Below are 21,102 nucleotides of genomic sequence, written 5' to 3' on the forward strand. Positions count from 1 at the left end.
ACCTTAATAATTAATCACGATAAATACGAAATGAATTCCAGGTTTGACTGACCGGCATCAGTTCCAAAGAATTGATATTAACATGCGGGGGCTGGCTCGCTACCCAGAAAAGCGTTTCAGCAATATCCTCTGGTTGTAAAGCATGGGCACCCTTGTAGGTCTGGTCATAAGCTTCTTTATCGCCCTTGGTTCGAACAAGCGTGAATTCACTTTCGCATAAACCGGGTTCTATAGACGTCACACGCACACCCGTGCCATGTAAATCACATCGCAAGCCATAAGAAAATTGACGCACAAAAGCCTTAGTCCCCCCATAGCAATTTCCACCGGGATAAGGCCAACGAGAGGCCGTAGAACTAAGATTAATAATCATACCGCGCTGTTTGATCAGTTTTGGTAATAAGTGCTGTGTAATAACAGCAAGGGCGGTGACGTTAGTATCAATCATAGTACGCCAATCCGCAAGATCGATATCAGGGGCGGGCTTTACGCCTAAAGCGAGTCCGGCATTATTGATTAAGACATCAATATCAGAAAATTCTGATGGTAAATCTAATAAGGCCGCCGTCATAGCGGCTTCATCCCGAATATCAAAAGCAGCGGGATGCACTTTATCCGCCCCTAACTCGGTGACTAATTGAGCAAGACGATCGGCCCGACGTCCTGTTACAACCGCTTTCCATCCCTGCTTTACAAAAAGACGGGCGGCGGCGGCACCAAACCCTGCGGTAGCGCCTGTAATCAAAACTGTTTTTGACATATCATCCTCCTCATATTTTTCGTGCTGTAATCGTCCCGTTATTTTTGGTCATGCCTGTTTTTTTAAGAGGCCGCAAACTTATGAAAATAGAATAATCATGATAGTTGTTACAAAAAGCACCCAATGCGCGGTAAAAAAAACCTTAAAGCGTAGCCGTGTTTGGTCAATATCATCAATCGCACGTTGACAAGGGCCGCTGCAACCGCCAATTCGCAATGAACGATGGATAATGACGTACGTTTTGGCCTGAAACGGCATATAACTTTACCCGATGCGCTAGCACTTGATGGCGGCAGTCTGCTCCCGTCTGTAGAAATAGCCTATGAAACCTATGGGCATCTTAATGCGGATGCCTCAAACGCGATTTTGATTTGCCATCCCCTTACCGCCGACCAATTTGCCGCCTCTGATCATCCGATTACAGGAAAAGCCGGCTGGTGGTCACGGATGATCGGAAAAGGAAAGCCGATCGATCCAGATCGTTATTGCATTATTTGTTCTAATGTCCTTGGTTCCTGCCTTGGCTCAACGGGGCCTTCCAGTTTAGTACCAGACTCGGATCAACCTTACGCGATGCGTTTTCCGGTTATCACCATTCGAGACATGGCAAGAGCCCAAGCTAAATTGCTGGATTATTTAGGCATTCGCCGTCTGAAAGCAGCTATTGGTGGATCAATGGGGGGTATGCAAGTCTTGGAATGGGCGGCTACCTATCCTGATCGTGTTGAATCGGCGATCATTATCGCTTCTACGGCTCGACATTCAGCACAAAATATTGCTTTTCATGAAGTTGGGCGTCAAGCTATCATGGCCGATCCCAAATGGCGGCATGGTGATTATTACGCCGAAAAAGATCCGCCCGTAGCAGGTTTAGCCGTTGCTCGTATGGCCGCGCATATTACCTATCTTTCAGAAGCGGGCCTAACCGCCCGTTTTGGCCGGCGTCTACAATCAAGGCAGGAAAAAAGCTTTGGTTTTGATGCTGATTTTCAGATTGAGAGTTATCTCAGGCATCAAGGTATTCGTTTTGTCGAACGTTTCGATGCCAATTCTTATCTCTATATTACACGCGCAACAGATTATTTTGATTTGGCAGAGGAACATGGTGGTAAACTGGCGAACGCTTTTCAAGGCACTCGTAGCCGTTTTTGCGTCATCAGCTTTGATAGCGACTGGCTTTATCCAACCGCAGAATCGCGGGTTATTGTCCATGCTTTAAATGCAGCAGGTGCCGCTGTCAGTTTTATGGAACTATCTAATCCAAATGGCCACGATGCCTTTTTATTGGATGCCCCCGATCTTCACAGGACGATACACGGATTTCTGCAAGGAAATAGAGCATGACCTCTCTGAAAGACCCTTTAATCCGTGAAGACCCATCGGTTAAAATATCGCTTTCTATACAACCTACGCGTCCAGATTTCGCGATTATTTCAAATCATATTATACCGGAAAGCCGCGTTCTGGATATTGGATGTGGGGATGGGGCACTTATGTATGCCCTAAAAAAAAGTAAAAATATTGATGCGCGTGGTATTGAAATCAATCCTGTCAATGTGGGTCATGCTGTATCGCGCGGGCTTTCCGTTGTTCAGGGTGATGCAGATACCGATCTCGTTAATTATCCCGATCAGGCTTTTGATTTTGTTATTTTAAGTCAGACGTTACAAACGACACGGGCCCCCCATCAAATATTAGATCAGCTTTTACGGATTGGCCGTTATGCGTTCGTCTCCTTTCCTAATTTTGCTTATTGGAAAGTTAGACTAGAATTATTGTTACATGGGCGGATGCCGATGACGCCTAGTCTTCCTATTTCATGGTATGAAACTGATAATATTCATATGCTGACGATAGAAGATTTTTACGAATTTATTGCCGCGCATCACTATAAAGTAAAAGAAAGTTGGTTTTTTACCCATAATAAACAGATTACTGCGCGTGCAGCTAACTGGCGGGCAGAAAATGCCTTATTCCTTATTCATCACTAACTTAACGTTCGACAGAAACTATAAAAACCCAAATACTTTAAGGGAAAATAAAAATTTAATCTTATTGTTATCTTTTGAAGTAAATAAATTAAAAGCGGCCTATCTCTTTTCAAGAAAAGCCGCTTTTAAGTCTACTTAATGCCTCAATCCATAATATGGATTACAAATAATTTTTAGAATCAGTCTGCCATTTCTTCTTTTACAACCTGACGATGATCAGCAGCCGCTTCTTTCAAAATCTCAAATATTTTATCTAAGGCTTTGGGTTCGTCGGTATTTTCCATAGCGGCTAATTCACGGGCAAGACGGGAAGCAGCCCCTTCAAAAATCTGACGCTCGGAATAGCTCTGTTCCGGCTGATCATCAGCACGAAATAAATCACGTACAACTTCAGCAATAGAAACCAGATCACCAGAATTAATTTTCGCTTCATATTCCTGCGCACGGCGGGACCACATCGTCCGCTTGATCCGTGGTTTACCTTTCAAGGTCTGAATAGCTTCTTGAAGGGTAGCACTGGATGAAAGCTTACGCATACCTACAGCCTCTGCCTTATTTGTAGGAACGCGTAAGGTCATTCTCTCTTTTTCAAAACGCAGGACATAAAGTTCAAGACGGGTTCCGGCAATTTCCTGGCTTTGTAATTCAACAACACGGCCTACGCCATGCTTAGGGTAAACGACATAATCGCCGACAACAAAACTCAGCGCCTTGGAAGCCATTATATACGACCTTTCCTGTGGTAAAGCCCCCCGCAACGACGGATGATTGTAAAAAATCAGGTGTCAGAAACCCAGATATCAATAGCCGACCAAAGCCGGTAGTCATGATGCGGAGAACCCATTTCTGTAAGACAGAGGAAGAAAAGAGACAGCATTTATTATCTGCTATCTGGTAAAGTTCCCCCAAAAATCTACTTTTCGAGAGAGTCTTTATCATAAATCAGGAAAAGTTCCAACAGCCCATAGCCTAATAACGCCCGAAAGCAGAAGCTAAGGGCGGTTATCAGGCTAAAAACGGCTATTATTTTTTAGAACGCTTGAAACGGAAAAAGGATCAATCGCCCTTCCCCGGTTTAGGTGAAAAGAATTTTTCTAACTTATTAGTAACGTCCCGCATTTCATCTGCATCGGCTGGGGCTTCGCCTTTACGCGTGATATTGGGCCATTCTTCAGCATATTTGCTGTTCAGTTCCATCCAGCTTTCAAGGCCATTTTCCGTATCGGGCAAAATAGCTTCTGCCGGACATTCCGGTTCACAAACCCCACAATCAATACATTCATTGGGATTGATGACGAGCATATTCTCGCCTTCATAAAAACAATCCACAGGACAGACTTCGACGCAGTCCATATACTTACAACGGATACAGGCATCGGTGACGACGTAAGTCATTAAAACAAACTCCGGTAAGAGGGCTCACGCCGAAGCTCACTTCCAAAAGCTCAACGACATACCCAGACGAACAACCACAGACGAAAAAACGACAGAAAACATCCTAAAAAATGTTCTTCTGGCTAATCATCTGCTCCGAAAGCAACACTCAAAAAGTGCCCTTTGGAATACGAACCCCTGCTCTAGAAATTAAATAGATTTTTGACAAGCGTTGAAGCGGAAAAGCCCGATTCTGACAAGGCAAGTGCAGTAAAAAGAATACAGTTTATAGACCTACCCTAAGGGTAAAGTACCATCCTTTAAGGTCGCTAAAACGGCGAAGGCGTTCCCGATATTCCGTTCACTGTTAGGGGATGCCCTTGTTGGACCAAGGCGACGCCTTGCGCCCCGCCATATCCACCGCTGTTCCCAACCCCAAACTTGCTGTTTTGTTTTTTGCGCCTGTCCTTGTTTTTTTTCCACTGGACGAAAACCCAGCTTTAACATGAGCATAGCAAAAGATTCAGGTTTTAAGCCCATGCCACGCATCATCGTTAGATCGGGTATAAAATCTGATTTTTTTACCTTTTGATGCGTTTTATCAAGCACCTTGCTTTTCGGATCAGAAATAGAGTCTCTTATGGACAACGGATATTTTAATTGAGAGCGTTTTAACCTTTTAAAAGGTGAAGCCAATTTTTTTTGCGCCTCTAAATTATTTTGAGCAGGCTCTAATTTTTCAGAGGACAATTTTTCAGCCCTTTTGAGCAAACGCTGGTCATGTGCCATTTTGGCCAATTTTTCGACGCTATCAACCCGTACCATCTGGCCACCCAAAGGCCGAAAACCGATAAGGCTCGCGCGCTCTGCGGTTTCAGCATCAAAAGGCTTCTCGATCGTTAGCTGTCCTTTTTCTGGATAAAAACGCAAAGGCTCATTTTTAGAGGCCGCCATTAAAGCAGAACGCCAACGTATCGCTTCTGGTTGAAGCAATGCCGAGATAAAAATATCCAATCGCCCAAAACGAATACCAAAAGCCGCCGCCTTTTTTCTTAAAGGACGATCTAAAGTTTTTATAATATTTTCTATTTCAAAACGGGGTAAATATCCGCCTTTTTCAATCAAAGATGCAAACAAAGCCCGTAACGCAGGGGGCGTTGTCATAATGGTTGCCACCTCCGATAATTTGACCAAAGAAGCTAATTTTTGTCCGGTCTGTTTTGTCAGCCAGTTGTTAAGCCGTTTCTCAATATGCTTTTGATCATTCGAGGTAAGACGTTCTAGCGGGCGATGTAAGATAATCTTGGGTGTCAGAAAGGATTTACCTCTATCCAAACGGGCAACAGGATACCCTTGCCACAATAGGCCGACGGGCTGCCCTTTTTCCGCTAATAAAGAGAAAGCCTTGTCCTCATCATCCGATAAAGCTTTGGCGCGCCGAGCCAATTCATTTCCCAGCCTTCGTTCAGCCGCCGCATGTAGCCGCTTCATATCGCCATGGCGAGAGGCAGGATCAACATGAAAAGTAAAACCGTCCAATTGCCCAATCATTTCGCCACCGACCAACACCGCACCGTCTTCTGCAAACTCTGTCGGGATTAGGTCAAGACTGGCTTTGCCCATATCACGCATCAAGATAGATGTGCGCCGATCGACGAAACGTTGCGTCAGCCGTTCATGGAGGGCATCAGATAATTTTTCTTCTAACTCCCGTGCTCTATTAGCCCATTTTACAGGGTCTTCTAACCAATCAGAACGATGTGCAATATAAGCCCAAGTCCGAATACCGGCCAGACGCTCAGATAAAATCGAAACATCGCCTTGCATATTATCCAGTTTGACGATTTCATCAGCAAACCAGCTAACAGGCAGGTAGCCATTCCCTTCTGTTAAATAACGGAATATCCGACTGACCAAACGGCTATGCGCTTCGATACCTGTTTTTCTAAAATCCGGTAATCCACAGGCCGACCACAACCTTTTAACAGTCAAGCTGCTACGGCTTCGTTCCCTTATCTTGGGATCTTCCGCTAATTTGTGTAAAACAGCTAGATCATAGCTTTCGGGGGCCGCTCTCAACAGAGGTAACCCCGGTTTATGTTCAAGAGAGGCAATCAGGTTGTCTATGTTACTAGTATCGGGTTGGCCATCTCGCCAATACAGATACTGAAGGGGCGGGAAACGATGTTCTTCGATAGCAGAAACTTCTTCTTCCCGTAATGCGGTTGTTTCTCCAGGCCATTGCAATACCCCAAAGCTACCATTGCGTTGAAATCGTCCGGCGCGCCCAGCGATTTGGGCCATTTCAGCAATTGTTAGGCGCCGTAACTGCCGCCCATCAAATTTACTTAACGAGGCAAAGGCGACATGGGTCACATCCATATTTAACCCCATACCGATCGCATCGGTAGCGACAAGATAGTCCACCTCACCCGCTTGGAACATCTCGACCTGAGCATTCCGCGTCCGAGGCGATAGTGCCCCCATAACAACAGCGGCGCCCCCTCGTAACCGCCGCAGCATTTCAGCGGTGGCATAGACTTCTTCGGCGGAAAAAGCGACGATTGCCGAACGCGGGGGCAAACGGGATAGCTTGGCAGGACCAGTATAAGAAAGCGTAGAAAAACGCGGGCGACTGACAATTTCAATCCCCGGTATAAGGCGGCGTAAAAGAGGTCTAAGGGCATCAGAACCCAAAAACATCGTCACCTCGCGCCCTCTTAAATTAAGGAGCCGATCGGTAAAGACATGCCCCCGTTCCCGATCACAACCTAATTGGACTTCATCCAAGGCGGCAAAAGCAAAATCCCGATCCATAGGCATGGATTCCGCTGTGCATAAAAAATACTGTGCTTTTTCGGGTAAAATTTTTTCCTCACCCGTAATCAAGGCGACGCGCTCTTTTCCTTTTATCGCGACGACACGATCATAAACTTCACGGGCTAACAAGCGTAATGGAAAGCCGATAACACCGGAAGAATAAGCGCACATGCGCTCGACGGCCAGATGTGTCTTGCCAGTATTGGTAGGACCAAGAACGGCAATCACGGATGACGAAGATGTAAAGCGGGCCATAATATGGTATAATGTCGGGATTTATCAGAAAAAAGGCAAGTGGTTACCACAGACTTATTCAGTAAGTGGTCTTATGCTTTACAAAGCATGACAATTTTTACCGCATTTTTCTATCAATAAAATGCGGTCTGATTATTAAAATAAAATGATAATTTTTAACATTATATTATTTTAGTCGCATATTCTTAGCTGTTCATCGCAAATTCAGCTGGGGCTTATTGTTATTATTTAAAACAAATCGCTTTCTTCCGTTAGCATCCTTAAGCCTTTTATCCGATACAGAGATCTTCGGGATAAATTGGTCTTAAATAAATTTTGATAATTCTGGGATAGATACCCCCTAAAGGCATAGCCTTTTCAATATTACATACCAAAAAGGTTATCCCAGAAGTTTGGATTCTATTCTTTTTTTAAAAGAAAAGGCCAATTTCGGTTATTTTATTAAGGTTCTTTATTAATGGGTGAAAGCATCGCCACCACGGATTCTATAGCGTCCCATCGTAATCGGACGGAGAAAGCCCCTCTCCCCTTACGGATGGTGGTAGATAGAGTACGCGCTTTTACCACAACCTATCATGCCCCTTCTTCATCACAAAATGATTGGCTACAATTGGATACATGGTTTCTAAGAGATGACTGGGTAGTCAATCTTGCGGAGGCTATCGGTTCACCCCGTTGGTGGCGCGGCATTTTTAGCTTAACAACCCTGATAACAGCGGCGGCTTTAACCTATCCCGTTCCAAAGGCTGTATTGATACCGGCTGATACAGAACCTGTTACACCCACGATCACGGCACAACCACGGAAAACGCCGCTATCCGCAGGGCTTGCTATGAATACGTTTTTTCCTGAAAAAAACCATATAACTGTAGTGACTACGGCAGAAAGCTTATCTGCGGTGCATCCTGTGGGGATGCATAATTTGGAAAGAAAAGGCCTGAATTTTGTTCAAATGCTTGAGAAATCAGGTGTTGCGACAGAAGAAGCACAGCATATTCGCCAGTTAATTGAAACCGTTACGCCGGTTGATAGTTTGGCACCCGAAACTATTTTTCATGTCATTATGAGCACGGCCGCTAATCCGATGCAGGCGCGAAAGATAGAGCACCTTAATTTTCAGGCGCGTTTTGATGCAATAATCAATATTGATCGGGAAAAAGAAGATTTAAAACTGACACAGCATAAAGTGCCCTTCACGACCCGTCCTATCCGGTTCAGTGTCATCGTTGATAAGAATATTCCAGAAGCTGTACAGGCAGTGGGTTTGCCCCGCCTCCTTGCCGAGAATATAGAAAAATTGCTCAAAAAAAATATTACCCATCCCAATATATTTTTACGCCATAAAACACGGCTTGATATGGTGCTAACCCAACGACAAACGGTTTTAGGTGAAAAGGCTATTGGCGATCCTCTTTATATTGCCCTCAAACAAGAAAATTTTTTTCCAAAAACAAAAGATCAACAGCCTTCCCAAATTCAGTTATTTAAATGGGAAAAAGAGGGGGAAAGCTATTGGCTTGATGAAAAAGGCCGCGCTCCGCTGGCCAATCCCCATAATTTTATAGTGCCGGTGTCAGGGCGGATAACATCACCCTTCGGCTATCGTTACCATCCGATTTTGGGCATCACGCGTTTTCACAAAGGGATCGATATTAGTGGCCCCTATGGTACGCCTATCAAAGCGGCGGCTGACGGCCAAGTGATCTATGCAGGTCAGCGGTCGGGTTATGGAAATTTCATATTAATTGATCATGGACGGGGCATAGAAACCGCCTATGGTCATATGAGCCGCCTGTTTGCCCATCAAGGGCAGTATATTTCACAGGGACAGATGATTGGTCAAATAGGTAGCAGCGGCCTTTCTACTGGCCCCCATCTTCATTACGAAGTCCACTATAATAATACGCCCATCAACCCCAATAATTTTGTCAGCGCCAGCTATTATCAGCTTGCAGGCCAAGATTTAGATAAATTCCGCCATGCGATAACCCCGCTTCTTGCTAACAAATAACAAGACATAGAGAGGGAAAGAAAGAATAAAAAATACTAAAAGCCAATCCATTCTTTTTCTGTAGCAACAGCATGAAGCGGAATATCCCATGGGTCAACCGGAATAGAGGGGGCTTCTTGAATGCTCCAAGCGATCCCAATACGGATAGCATCGGGATAAGCCTGAAAGCTACGATCATAATAGCCACCCCCTCGACCTAAACGTCGAAGAGAGCGGTCGAAACCAACCAAGGGTGTTAAAATAATATCAGGTATTATCTCTTCTGCATTCGCTGTTGGCTGTAAAATACCGGCACAACCTTCTTCTAAAGGATCTCCAGGCCACCAATGGTGAAAATGCAGCGGTGTATCCTTGGCGACAATCCGAGGTAAAACGGGTTTGATACCGGCCTCAATCGCTTGTAGAAAAACGGGCAGAGGATCAACCTCTCCATCATTGGGCAAATAAGCTGCTATAGATTGGGCTTTTCCAAAATGGGTGCGCACATGCTCTGCCAGCATAAGGGTAAAAATTAACCCATCTGCACTCCATGACGGATTGTCACGCAACGCCTTTCGACGATGACGAAAAACTTTCCGCAAAGCTTTTTTATCAGCTAAATCATTATGACAGCCGATATTATCCCCCTCACCCCCCTCTTTGAAAAAATTTGCGGTAGAAAAAGGGGAAGACGAAGCAACGGACACAAGCTTCTCCATCAAATCAAAAAGTTAGAATAAAAAATGCTTCAGTTTATGATATCTCGTTCTGGCTTGTTCTTTTTTCAACCTGCATCCGTTAAAAAGAAAAGAAAAAACAATACTGCAATAGGGCCGTCTTCCCTTAAAGGTTTTCCTCCATCCAAAAAAATTAGAAAATTTTAGTCTTTGTTGTAGCCTAATCTTGAAACCTAAACCGATCCAATATTCGGTATTCTTCTTTTATGTTCCCTTGACAGTCAAAAATCCTATGGCCATGCCTCCAACATGGCATCAACACAACAAATATTCCCTCGTTTTTTTCCTAATCTTGCCTTTCAAAAACTAATCGTAACGATCGCCTTTCCAGCGATGCTCACCAATATTGCAACGGCCCTATTCGGATTAGCCGATATCTGGATGATCGGAAGAATGGGCAATCCTAATATGCAAGGTGGGGTCGAAATTGGCGCCAGATTACTAACAACCTTATGTGTTATTTTTAATTTTTTACGCTCTGGTACGACTGCGCTTACAGCACAGGCCGCAGGACAAAAAACGACCCCTGAAACCCCACCTCAGTCTCTGACAGAAACCCCATGGCAAGAAGATGAACTGGGACATCCCTGCCGAAAAACACCTAATTATCAAACTGAACGGACCTTGGTTCGTGCCGTTGCGCTTGCCATATCTATTGGTGCGTTTTTATTAATATTGAAACCTGTTCTTTTATCCTGTGGACTATATTTACTGGACGCTTCGGGAGCGGTCGCAACTCAAGCGCAATATTATGTTGCAAGGCGCTATTGGGTAATCCCCTTAATTTTAACCAATAGCGTCTTAAGTGCTTGGCTCATTGGTATCAGACGAATGCGCGCTGTGTTGATTATGGAAATCAGCAGTAACTTTTTGCATATCGCTCTGGACTGGATAGGCGTTATTATCCTTGGTCAAGGGGTAAGAGCGGTCGCCAATGCCTCTGTCATTTCAGAAATATTTTCGACTGCCTTCTTATTGGTTATGATCAGTCGCCATATTGCTTTTTCGCAATTACCATCCTTATTCAAACAGACCTCGACGTGGCATAAACAAACGATACTAGATTTATTTCGGCTCAACCGTGATCTTTTCATCCGTACGATACTTTTAATGAGTGCAATCACCCTTTTTACACGCATGAGTGTTCAACAAGGAATCGTCATATTGGCGGCTAACGCTATTCTTAATCAGCTTTTCACTTTATCTGTTCTGATTTTAGATGGTTATGAAAGTGCGGCTCAAATTTTGTGCGGAGAAGCCGTGGGGATGAACGACAAAGGCTACTTTTTCAAAATAACTCAGAATTTAATGATCCAAAGCCTAAGCGTAGCGCTTGTCATGGCTCTTTTTTATACTTTTCGTAGTCCCTTTCTGATGCAGACCTTTACAACGGATCATCGCGTTATTGATATAGCCACAAAGAATGCTTTTTGGTTAAGCCTTTTACCCATTTTGGGTGTTAGTTCTTTCGTTATGGATGGCGTTTTTGTAGGCGCAGGATGGAGCCGCGCAATGATGTTCAGTATGGCGGGCGCTTCCTTTTTGTTTACCCTCAGCCTGACTGTAATGCATGGGTTCGGAAACTATGGCTTATGGCTTGCCTATAGTCTTTTTTATCTTTTTCGCAGCGGATTACAGCTTGGACTGTTGCCTTTTTTAGCAAAACGCCAATTTACATAGGTACCCATTCTACCCTTCTTTTTCGCAGTTTGAGGATGAATATCGCGGCTTTAAAAAGGATAGAGCCAATGATTACCTTAATTGTCCTTATCAGCAAAAAAGATAGGTGAACTCTATAGGAAAATTAAAAAAAAGGCCAAAAACCGCCGTTTTCTTTTAAAACAGCTATCAAATATATTGACTCGAACAAAAGATTAGACTAGCAGACCTCACTTAAACCGGCGTGCGCGGGTATCCTCGCACGATCCGATCGTATGTATTTTCATGCCTTATGAAGAAGTGATAAAAGCCATGTTCGCTATCGTGCGCACCGGCGGGAAGCAATACCGCGTCGCCGCTGGAGACAAAATTGTTGTCGAAAAAATCGCCGGCGAGGCGGGAACGACAGTTTCTCTTGAAGATGTCCTGCTTGCTGGTGAGGGCGCTGATCTTAAGCCCGTCACAGGTTTGACGGTTGCAGCTGAGATCATTGCTCAGGCTAAAGCGGAAAAGGTCATCGTCTTCAAGAAACGCCGCCGCCATAACTACCGCCGCCGTAACGGCCATCGTCAACAGCATACGATTCTCAAAATTGTATCAGTTGGTAACGCCGCTGCTTAACATTTGATTTTCGTTTTTTCTGAAACTTTTTTTAGCACTGTGCGTAGTTTTACCTATCAGTGCCAAAATGTTCAGAATTTTAACCGGCGAAGTTCTTCCTCCTATATGGAGCAGACTTTTCTAGGGAGATTGCATAATGGCACATAAAAAAGCAGGCGGCTCATCGCGTAACGGTCGTGATTCAGCAGGTCGTCGTCTTGGCGTTAAAAAATTTGGTGGTGAAAACGTTATTGGCGGTAACATTATTATCCGTCAGCGCGGAACCAAGGTATATGCTGGACGTAATGTAGGTATGGGCAAAGACCATACATTATTTGCAACAGCAGAAGGCCGAGTAGTTTTCCATAAGGGCAAACTAGGCCGTAGTTACGTCAGCGTCGATGCATTGCCCATGGCAGCTGAATAACGGATGATCCGTTGGGTCGTCCATGTGAGGGCGACCCGATTACAACTACTTGTAAAAGTAGTAAAAGAGGGAGCAGCCTAATAAAAGGCCGCTCTTTTTTTTGATCGGTTAGCCGCTCGCTTACTTCGTTTTTGTCATCACTCTGTCTTTTTAGGCAAGTAAGAACAAAGCGATCAAGGAGCTTGAACCGATGTTCGCTTATAGCGCACGTTTATTTTTAAGACCGCTGTGGTCAGATGATCTCAGCATTTTGTTCGATCGGCTCGAATCCACATTTTTTTGTGATGAGCCTAAAGATAACCATAAGAATGATATTGCGCGTTATCTTAGAGAAAAAGCGTCCCTCCTTATACAGGATAGGGATCCGACACGCCCCCATTCAGGCATCTTTTTACGGGGTGAAGGCGAACCGACGCTTATTGGTATTACCGGCATAGCGGATGAATGCGCCCGATTTTTCTGCTGGATCGCCGCCCCTTTTCGCGGTCATGGCTTTGCAACAGAAGCTAGTCGGATGATGCTGCATTTTGCTGATAACGCCTTAAGGCTGTCTCAGCTTACAGCATGGTATGATGCCCAGAATGTACCCGCGAAGAAACTGTTAGCCAAACTTGGCTTTGCGCCAAAGGAACAGATATTCTCGATTTCACATTGGGAGCCATCGACCATATCCCCTTTATTTCAAGGCGCTTCTCTTGAAGAAGCGCTCTTGATAGAGAATCATCTCTATCAACGCTATCTTCCTAAAAAGAAATCTCAGACTATAGCTATCGCGGCCGCGACACTGGCTGCATAATAAGATAATGCAGGGATATTATTTCATCTGAAATAATATCCTCTGCTATCATCGGGCTTTTAAAAATTCCCGATTTTCTTTATAGTCTGTAATTACCATGCAATTTCTCGATCAGGCAAAAATTTACGTTCGCTCTGGGGCCGGAGGCCCGGGAGCTGTCTCCTTTCGTCATGAAAAATATATTGAATACGGTGGCCCCGATGGCGGCAACGGAGGTAAAGGCGGCGATATTATCTTTGAAGCCGTTCCCGGCCTCAACACCTTGATTGATTTTCGCTACACACAACATTTTCGGGCACAACGCGGTGACCACGGCGCTGGTTCAAATCGTACAGGGGCTGGTGCAAAAGATTTGGTTATAAAAGTCCCTGTTGGCACACAAGTGCTGTCTGAGGATAAAGAAGAAATTCTACACGACTTTACAAAAGTCGGAGAAAAAATTGTCTTCCTTAAAGGCGGCGATGGCGGACGCGGTAATGCCAGTTATAAAAGTTCTACCAATCGTGCTCCCCGTCAGCATGGCCCCGGTTGGCCTGCGGAAGAGGCCTGGGTATGGCTACGTCTTAAATTATTGGCCGACGTCGGTTTGGTAGGCTTGCCGAATGCGGGTAAATCTACTTTTCTGAAGGCCTCTACCAACGCTAATCCAAAAATCGGTAACTACCCCTTTACAACACTTCATCCTCAACTGGGCGTCGTGCGTCGCCATGGTCAGGAATTTGTGCTGGCCGATATTCCCGGATTAATCGAAGGCGCAACCGAAGGGGTAGGTATTGGAGATCGCTTTCTTGGTCATATCGAGCGCTGCCGTATTCTTCTACATTTAGTAGACGTCTCCGGTGAAAATCCGATAGCCGCTTGGCAGGAAGTCCAAAATGAATTAAAACTATACGGCGCAGGGCTTGAGGATAAACCCCAGCTATTAGCACTTAATAAAACAGATGCTGTTGATGAAGAAACGCTGGATAGCGTGAAACAAGCCTTAACGGAAGCCAGTGGACAGCCCATTTTCCTTTTGTCAGGGGCCAGTGGTGAGGGTGTCGAGGATATTCTCGATCGTCTGATTACCATGACAGGTCACGCTACAGAAGAGGCTGAGAAAATTGTCTCTGAAACGGAGAAAACATGGTCACCGCTTTGACAACCCAAGACAAACCGGCACCAATTTTACAAAAAAATGAAGGAAACGCCACAGCGATAGAAGATAATAACGGTGTGGTTTTCCGGCCTAATAATTGTAACCGTTTGGTGATTAAAATTGGTTCCTCTTTATTGGTAGACAAAAGAGGACAGGTTCGGCGCGATTGGTTGCAAACTGTGGCTTATGACATCGCCAAGCTTCATCAGGCAGGACAACAAATTATTGTCGTTTCATCGGGGGCCGTTGCCCTAGGTGCCCGCCGTTTAAATCTTCCTCGAGGTGGACGGGCATCCCTGGAAGATGCGCAAGCCTCTGCCTCTGTAGGACAAATTTTACTCAGCCAATGCTGGGCTGAGTTATTAGGTGCTTGTAGCTTAGATTCCTCTCAAATTCTTCTCACTTTAGAAGATTTAGAAGATCGTCGCCGTTATCTTAATGTTTCTGCGACTTTAGATAGATTGCTGTCTCTAGGTGTCGTGCCTGTCATCAATGAAAATGATTCGATAGCGACCGCTGAAATCCGCTTTGGCGATAATGATCGGTTAGCCGCGCGGATTGGCCAGGCCAGCCATGCGGCTGGTGTTATTTTATTTTCAGATGTTGATGGCCTTTATACAGCCAATCCTTCTAAAAATCCTGAGGCCAAGAGAATTGACCGTGTCGATTGCATCGACAATTCTACAGAAGCAATGGCCAGCACAGATTCAGATTCCGGTATGGGATCAGGCGGTATGGCTTCCAAGATAGAAGCGGCACGGATTGCAACGCATTCCGGCGTTAATCTAGCGATTACGACAGGTAAACGTCCCTCTCCTTTAACGATGTTTTTAGAAGATGGCGCAGGAACCTTATTTACGGCTGATGCGAGCGCTTCGGCGCATAAAGTTTGGCTTGCAGGTCGTCTAACCGCCCATGGGCAAGCGTATATTGATGATGGTGCAGTAAAAGCGCTTCAAGATGGGAAAAGTCTGCTGCCCGCCGGTATATATGAAATAAAGGGTCAGTTTAATCGGGGTGATGTCGTGGATGTTTTGGATGGCGAAGATCATTTAATCGCTCGAGGTCTGATCGAATATGACAGCGAAGACGTCTATAAAATCATAGGTAAAAGATCAGAAGAAATCGCGGCTATTCTGGGTTACGAGCCGCGCACCGCTTTAATTCACCGTAATCATATGGTCATGCTATGAAGATAGCCCTTACAGGCGGGACAGGCTTTATCGGCGGTCATATTTTCAATAATACCGCCGGTCGGGGATTGGAAATCAAGGCGCTGGCACGGCGTCCACAGCCTGCCCGTCCGGGCGTGGAATGGATTAGAGGGCCACTTGAAGAGACGGCCGTATTAGAAAAATTGGTATCCTCTTGTCAGGCGGTGATCCATGTCGCAGGAGCGATAAAAGCCGAAAATCGAGAAGCTTTCGAAGAAATCAATATTGGCGGCACGGAAAAGCTTATTCAGGCAACTAAAAACGCCGGTATCCGTCGTTTTATCTATGTTTCTTCATTGTCTGCCCGAGAACCCGCGCTATCAGATTATGGATGGTCAAAAGCCCAATCTGAAGAAAAAGTAAAAAATTCGGGTCTAGATTGGACAATCATTCGCCCCCCTGCAGTTTATGGCTCGGGTGATCGTGAAATGCTGGAAATGTTTAGAATGGCGGTATTGGGTATTATGATTATGCCGCCAAAGGGACGCTTATCAGTCATTTCTGCGGATGATCTCTCACGCTTAATTCTCGACCTTGTAGAGGGTAAAAACGACGAAAAAAGCCATCATCAGCTTTATGAAGTCGATGATGGTCAGCCAGATGGATGGAGCCAAAATGAATTTGCCCAAGCCTTAGGCCGGGCGGTTGGTCGGCCTTCCCTGCGTATAATCCATTTTTCTAAATCCATGCTTTCTGTTGCCTCACGGGCAGAGCATTGGATTAGAGGCAAGAAATCTCGTCTTACAAAAGATCGGGTTCGTTATTTTTGTCATCCGGATTGGGTCATCAATGCCAAGTTGCAGCCCCCCCCTGATCTTTGGAAACCGACAATATCCCTTGATGAAGGGCTTAATACAACAGCGATTTGGTATCGTTCTCGCGGTTGGCTCAAAAGGTAAACCCGACTGGGTAAAAAATGGCCGCAAATAGCGGCCAAATTTCCTGTTTTTATCAATTTTATTCCGTAGCCAGTGACCGTAACTCACCCAAGGCCATACGAATACTAACCCACGCGCCTTGCAAAGCCAGAATCGCCATAACGGCGGCCACACCATAATCCGGCCAACCTTTGGCAACATTAAACACACCTAACGCGGCCAGCAGAACAGCGAAATTGCCAATCACATCATTGCGAGAACAAATCCATGCTGAATGCATGTTGGCATCACCGGATCTAAAGCGCCATAATAACAAAAATGAAACGATATTCGCAACGAGCGCTATGCTTCCAATAACGCCCATTGTCTGCGCTTCTGGTAGAGTTCCACTGATAATATGCCAAAGAGTAATAAAGATTACCCATACCCCCAACAGACCCATCGTTAAGCCTTTTACAAGAGCAGCGCGCGCACGCGCCTGTAGAGAGAAACCTATAACAAAAAGGCTGATGGCATAATTAAAGGAGTCTCCCAAAAAATCCAGTGCATCACCCTGTAAAGAAGCGGATCCTGACACAATACCGGCCCCTATTTCCGCTATGAACATAGCCGCATTAATAATCAAAACACCCCACAAAGCTCTTTTATACCCTACAGGAATATCTTTTGTTGTGGGTGAAAGTGTTTCACAACTACAGCATTTCGCGCCCATGATGATCCTCGTGCAATCAAATGATAATGCGTCTAAGATGCATGCTATAGTAACTATAGGGTCAAGCCATGAATCGGGATTATTTCACTATTGGCGCTCTGGCAAAAAAAACAGAGACTAAAATTGTCACTATTCGCTATTATGAATCTATCGGTCTGTTGCCAGAACCGCCCCGAACAGAAGGTAATTATCGTCTTTATAATCATCACCATCTGATGCGATTGACATTTATTCGACGCTGTCGGTCACTGGGTTTCACCTTACATGACGTTCGTGAACTTATAACGTTAGCCGAAAGACGTGATCAAAATTGTAAAGAGGTTGACCATCTGGCGCGCAATCATTTGGAGGCGATCGAACACAAAATTCAGGATCTTACTAAATTAGCCTTAGAACTTCGTTGCCAGATAGAATCTTGTCGAGGCGGAACGATGGCAAATTGCCATATTTTAGAAGCCCTTTCTTCTTAGAAAAAAAATTAGCGTTTTATAAAGATCCAGAAAGAAAAATATTGCCTATATTTTTTTATAACAAAGAACATCGGGACTTATTTTTCTGATTGCCCGATGTCTCTATTAGGATTGCGGTTAAAATAAATTAGCAATCACAAGGGACAAAGTTTTTCAAAAATTCTTCTACACTTCCCTTCATCGGAACAGGATAGCGCGCTTTTTTCGTTGTAATTTTTTTAAGGCCTTCAATATAGACCATAGGCAGAGCATGTTTTTCTGCACTAGCAATAATATCGGCCATTTGTTCTTCGCTAGGCTGTTCGGCATTGCCTAGCATTGCCTTTTTATAGACCAAAACAGAATATATTTTGCCATCTTCACCGATGACATCTTCGGGGGTATGAAAATAGGCGCCCGTGCCGTCTTGTTTGGCATCTTGACGAATATCAAGAACATCAGAATCTGTCGCGGCAAGTTGGTAAACGATACCCCATAAATCTTCTCCAGCCGCCGATATTAAAGTTTCAGCACCACCGTCCCAAATATCGGAATGCTCATAAAAAGATAACTTATGATCAGGTAACCGAGCCACGGTAAGAATTTTTGCCTTACGGCAATTCCGTTCCGTATTCATATTAGCGCCATAAGCAAAATAAAGCATATCCGGTTTTTTGTGTCTGGGAGCCATTTTCTGTCCTTTTTGCGTTATGTTAAAGCGTATTAGGAACTAGTCAGCTTTTCACTTTTAGGCGGGGGCGTGCATCAGAGTGGCTTTTACGCCATTTTCTAACCTGTCAGAGGCTTCAATTTCAGCAGTTAAATGGAGGTCATCGCTTTTTTTAGTGAACCATTTTGGCAGATGGTCACAAAGAATTTCCAGTTTTCTAAAAGGAAAATCTTCCATAATGGGGATCAGTATTTCACGAGAATTAAGCGAAGGATTCAGTTTCATTACTTCAATAAGGCTAAGGGTATAATCGCCCTCGTCATTCATTTTTACCAAAAACGGCGTCATGTCAGGCGGACATTCGCTCTTTTCTGCATCACCGTGTTTTTTGCCACCTGTTGGGCAGCATCCTTTTGAACAATCGCCCTTCAGCTTTGCAATAGTACGCGCTTCCTGTTCTTTCTGAGCAACGATATTAATCTGTTCTTCCAACGAGCCTTCGGATTTCCAGATAGAAAATCCCATTTCATCACGCAAAAAAACATAGGCAATGCCATTGATGTCGCCGGAAAGAAAAGTCGTACAATCTTCAAGCTCTTTAATAAGATTCAATAAGGCTTGCCGAATACCCCCTAATGTTGTGACATCGACCAAGGAAAAAGGAATTTCCTTTTCAGCGCGCCATTTTCCATCACAAGATTCGTAAAGTCTGACAGAGCCTTTTTCTCGAAAAGTAGCCACTTCGCCTTGATCGTTAATATAAACTGCGATTTTCATTATGCCCTCTTATCAAAAAGCTATTGACAGGAAAGGTATCAGGCATTTGACTACCTGATACCAAACTGAACGGAAAATATCGCGAGATTACATAGACTTACCAGACGTTAAGCAGCCACTCCTTATTCTTTTTATATTCCATATCGGTAAACAAGGCATTGGCCATTTCTTCTGCCAGACGCTTGGCACCCGCATAACCGACAATCGGATAATTATAGAGACCCGCGCGGTCAAACGTTGGGAAACCGACCCGTACCATCGGAATATTATAATCTATGGAAATGAAACGTCCTTTGGAATGACCAAGGATCAAATCAAGTTCAAGACCTTCATTCTTGATTCTGTTTTCCAGTTCCCAAAAATCGGCATTGGTGACGATTTCCATGTCATAATTGACATTTTCCTGAAGGGCTTTGATCCGAGGATCTTTTTCGTAATTGCCGTTATCATCGCCCAACAGCAAAAGCACTGGCTTCATTTCAAGATCAAGGCAGAATTCAGCCAGACCAATGACCATATCTGGCGCGCCATAAATAGCGACCCGCTTTTCAGCAAGGAACATATGGCTGACATCAGCAATAGCATCAAGCGCCACGCCACGCTTATAAACCAAAGATTCTGGGATCGGTTTACCCGTCATCTCTTTCAAGTTATGGACAAAACTGTCGGTGTTGCGAATACCGATCGGAGTCTGACTAATAAGCGCCGGTACTTTGAATTTCTTTTCAAGGAAAGTCGCGGCTTTAGCCCCTTCATAGCGATTGAGAACGATAGTCCCCTTCGCATTAGCAGTGCCTTCCAAGTCCTGAATGGTCGTATTACCATGGCCGACTGTATTACCCGTTGGCATGATCGGCGCATCGAAACTTTCGATCTCAAACAGCACCGTTGCATCAATATCCATGTCTTTCAAAATGGATTTAATTTCGGTGACATCGCCGGGATTGACCCAACCGGTAATCACATTGATCTTATCGGTCGGTTCACCTTTTTTAGCGAACTTCTTAACAAAAGCGAGAACGGCAACATCATAACCACTAATCATACTGCCAACAAAACTCGGCGTATGAATGGGAACCAGATGTACTTCACGACCGGCAAATTTTTCAGACAGAAGTTCTTCTTCTAACTTGTTAATAACACCGTCGATGTCATCCCCGATAATTTCGGTGGAGCAGGTCGTTATGATCGGCACCACTTTTACATCAGGATAACGGGATAACAATACGTCAACCGCTTCTTCAACGCGATTGGTTGCCCCGAACACCGCACCATCTTCATGAAGAGAAGAAGACGCAATTTCAAAGCTTTCTTTAAAATGCTGGGAAATCAATAGGCGTACAAACATCACGCAGCCCTGACCACCATGCACAATCCCGATACAATCCTTAACCCCAATACTCGCGAACTGGGCACCTGCCGGTTGGCAGGTGAAAATGGGATTGACGACGCCGTCCCGCTCTTTTGCTTTTACTTCACAGCTCATGAGGCAATTCCCTCTTAATAATTTTTAACGGTCAGTTCTGCATTCAAAGAACCGTCGATCGTCTGGTAATCCAAGCGCTCATGTAACTGGTGAATGAGGGCTTTGATTTCATCCTTGCTCAAGGCACGCAACCAAGGAAAATTATTGTTGAAGCCATCAACGACGCATTGCGCTTCTGCGTAATAACATTTGTCAGCAGGCGTCTCTTTAGAGACAGGTTCATCACAAAGGAGTTCTGAAACCTTGGCCAGAATACCTTCATTCTGCTTACGCCGATCCCATCCACGGGAATTGAACTGCCACAGGCTGTTCTTCATGATAAAGTCAAACAGATAGCCGACTCTGTTTTCGATAGTTTCTTGCATTATC

General features: G+C 44.7%; 21 protein-coding genes. 11 read left to right on the top strand and 10 right to left on the bottom strand.

Features of this window, described 5'->3' with window-relative positions; translation table 11 throughout:
- Window positions 1-10 precede the first annotated feature (10 nt).
- On the bottom strand, window positions 11-760 hold the full coding sequence (locus ZYMOP_RS04850; RefSeq protein ID WP_013934238.1) for an SDR family NAD(P)-dependent oxidoreductase: 750 nt from the start codon (window positions 758-760) through the stop codon (window positions 11-13).
- 222 nt (window positions 761-982) lie between these two features.
- On the opposite strand from ZYMOP_RS04850, the gene metX reads away from it, so the two are divergent.
- Together metX and metW are read left to right on the top strand one after the other, a co-directional pair.
- On the top strand, window positions 983-2,104 hold the full coding sequence (gene metX / locus ZYMOP_RS04855) for a homoserine O-acetyltransferase MetX (RefSeq protein ID WP_013934239.1): 1,122 nt from the start codon (window positions 983-985) through the stop codon (window positions 2,102-2,104).
- The gene (metW, locus tag ZYMOP_RS04860) at window positions 2,101-2,751 is read left to right on the top strand and encodes a methionine biosynthesis protein MetW (RefSeq protein ID WP_013934240.1); all 651 of its coding nucleotides are present in this window, start codon (window positions 2,101-2,103) and stop codon (window positions 2,749-2,751) included. Before metX ends, metW begins: the two co-directional genes overlap by 4 nt.
- 179 nt (window positions 2,752-2,930) lie before the next feature.
- Here the strand turns inward: metW and ZYMOP_RS04865 are convergent, their stop codons facing one another.
- From ZYMOP_RS04865 to ZYMOP_RS04875, 3 genes are all read right to left on the bottom strand, one after another.
- Complete coding sequence (locus tag ZYMOP_RS04865) at window positions 2,931-3,473, bottom strand: CarD family transcriptional regulator (protein ID WP_013934241.1); 543 nt, start codon at window positions 3,471-3,473, stop codon at window positions 2,931-2,933.
- A 334-nt stretch (window positions 3,474-3,807) separates the two neighbouring features.
- Window positions 3,808-4,146, bottom strand: a complete 339-nt coding sequence (fdxA, locus tag ZYMOP_RS04870; protein WP_013934242.1) for a ferredoxin FdxA — start codon at window positions 4,144-4,146, stop codon at window positions 3,808-3,810.
- A 273-nt stretch (window positions 4,147-4,419) separates the two neighbouring features.
- Entirely contained in the window at window positions 4,420-7,200 is a 2,781-nt protein-coding gene (locus ZYMOP_RS04875) for a helicase-related protein (RefSeq protein ID WP_013934243.1), read from the bottom strand.
- 457 nt (window positions 7,201-7,657) lie between these two features.
- Between ZYMOP_RS04875 and ZYMOP_RS04880 the strand changes: the two genes are divergently transcribed.
- The gene (locus ZYMOP_RS04880) at window positions 7,658-9,211 is read left to right on the top strand and encodes a M23 family metallopeptidase (protein WP_013934244.1); all 1,554 of its coding nucleotides are present in this window, start codon (window positions 7,658-7,660) and stop codon (window positions 9,209-9,211) included.
- 35 nt (window positions 9,212-9,246) lie between these two features.
- On the opposite strand, the gene ZYMOP_RS04885 is transcribed toward ZYMOP_RS04880, so the two are convergent.
- Window positions 9,247-9,897: a 5-formyltetrahydrofolate cyclo-ligase gene (locus ZYMOP_RS04885; protein ID WP_013934245.1), complete on the bottom strand. Its 651-nt coding sequence runs from the start codon at window positions 9,895-9,897 to the stop codon at window positions 9,247-9,249.
- Between the two features lie 279 nt (window positions 9,898-10,176).
- Here ZYMOP_RS04885 and ZYMOP_RS04890 point away from each other — a divergent pair, with 279 nt between their 5' ends.
- The 7 genes from ZYMOP_RS04890 to ZYMOP_RS04920 all read left to right on the top strand — a co-directional run bounded on the left by ZYMOP_RS04890 (window position 10,177) and on the right by ZYMOP_RS04920 (window position 16,660).
- Entirely contained in the window at window positions 10,177-11,607 is a 1,431-nt protein-coding gene (locus ZYMOP_RS04890) for an MATE family efflux transporter (protein ID WP_013934246.1), read from the top strand.
- Between the two features lie 291 nt (window positions 11,608-11,898).
- Entirely contained in the window at window positions 11,899-12,207 is a 309-nt protein-coding gene (rplU, locus tag ZYMOP_RS04895) for a 50S ribosomal protein L21 (RefSeq protein WP_013934247.1), read from the top strand.
- 136 nt (window positions 12,208-12,343) lie between these two features.
- Window positions 12,344-12,613: a 50S ribosomal protein L27 gene (gene rpmA / locus ZYMOP_RS04900; RefSeq protein ID WP_013934248.1), complete on the top strand. Its 270-nt coding sequence runs from the start codon at window positions 12,344-12,346 to the stop codon at window positions 12,611-12,613.
- A 190-nt stretch (window positions 12,614-12,803) separates the two neighbouring features.
- Complete coding sequence (locus ZYMOP_RS04905) at window positions 12,804-13,409, top strand: GNAT family N-acetyltransferase (protein WP_013934249.1); 606 nt, start codon at window positions 12,804-12,806, stop codon at window positions 13,407-13,409.
- A 97-nt stretch (window positions 13,410-13,506) separates the two neighbouring features.
- On the top strand, window positions 13,507-14,550 hold the full coding sequence (obgE, locus tag ZYMOP_RS04910) for a GTPase ObgE (protein ID WP_013934250.1): 1,044 nt from the start codon (window positions 13,507-13,509) through the stop codon (window positions 14,548-14,550).
- On the top strand, window positions 14,535-15,740 hold the full coding sequence (gene proB, locus ZYMOP_RS04915) for a glutamate 5-kinase (protein ID WP_013934251.1): 1,206 nt from the start codon (window positions 14,535-14,537) through the stop codon (window positions 15,738-15,740). Before obgE ends, proB begins: the two co-directional genes overlap by 16 nt.
- Window positions 15,737-16,660, top strand: coding sequence for an SDR family oxidoreductase (locus ZYMOP_RS04920; protein WP_013934252.1), 924 nt, complete (start codon window positions 15,737-15,739; stop codon window positions 16,658-16,660). Before proB ends, ZYMOP_RS04920 begins: the two co-directional genes overlap by 4 nt.
- 58 nt (window positions 16,661-16,718) lie before the next feature.
- On the opposite strand, the gene ZYMOP_RS04925 is transcribed toward ZYMOP_RS04920, so the two are convergent.
- Window positions 16,719-17,351: a cation efflux transmembrane domain-containing protein gene (locus tag ZYMOP_RS04925; protein WP_013934253.1), complete on the bottom strand. Its 633-nt coding sequence runs from the start codon at window positions 17,349-17,351 to the stop codon at window positions 16,719-16,721.
- Window positions 17,352-17,419: 68 nt separating this feature from the next.
- On the opposite strand from ZYMOP_RS04925, the gene ZYMOP_RS04930 reads away from it, so the two are divergent.
- Complete coding sequence (locus ZYMOP_RS04930) at window positions 17,420-17,821, top strand: MerR family transcriptional regulator (protein WP_013934254.1); 402 nt, start codon at window positions 17,420-17,422, stop codon at window positions 17,819-17,821.
- Window positions 17,822-17,948: 127 nt separating this feature from the next.
- Here ZYMOP_RS04930 and ZYMOP_RS04935 read toward each other — a convergent pair whose 3' ends face one another.
- The 4 genes from ZYMOP_RS04935 to anfG form a co-directional block, all read right to left on the bottom strand.
- Entirely contained in the window at window positions 17,949-18,491 is a 543-nt protein-coding gene (locus ZYMOP_RS04935; protein ID WP_013934255.1) for a gamma-glutamylcyclotransferase family protein, read from the bottom strand.
- Window positions 18,492-18,548: 57 nt separating this feature from the next.
- Window positions 18,549-19,247, bottom strand: coding sequence for a Fe-only nitrogenase accessory protein AnfO (gene anfO / locus ZYMOP_RS04940; protein ID WP_013934256.1), 699 nt, complete (start codon window positions 19,245-19,247; stop codon window positions 18,549-18,551).
- Between the two features lie 97 nt (window positions 19,248-19,344).
- The gene (gene anfK / locus ZYMOP_RS04945) at window positions 19,345-20,733 is read right to left on the bottom strand and encodes a Fe-only nitrogenase subunit beta (RefSeq protein ID WP_013934257.1); all 1,389 of its coding nucleotides are present in this window, start codon (window positions 20,731-20,733) and stop codon (window positions 19,345-19,347) included.
- Window positions 20,734-20,747: 14 nt separating this feature from the next.
- A complete protein-coding gene (gene anfG, locus ZYMOP_RS04950) occupies window positions 20,748-21,098 on the bottom strand; it encodes a Fe-only nitrogenase subunit delta (RefSeq protein ID WP_013934258.1) in 351 nt (116 codons plus the stop codon).
- Window positions 21,099-21,102 lie beyond the last annotated feature (4 nt).

Origin of the sequence: Zymomonas mobilis subsp. pomaceae ATCC 29192 (genome assembly GCF_000218875.1) — a bacterium.
Taxonomy (GTDB): domain Bacteria; phylum Pseudomonadota; class Alphaproteobacteria; order Sphingomonadales; family Sphingomonadaceae; genus Zymomonas; species Zymomonas pomaceae.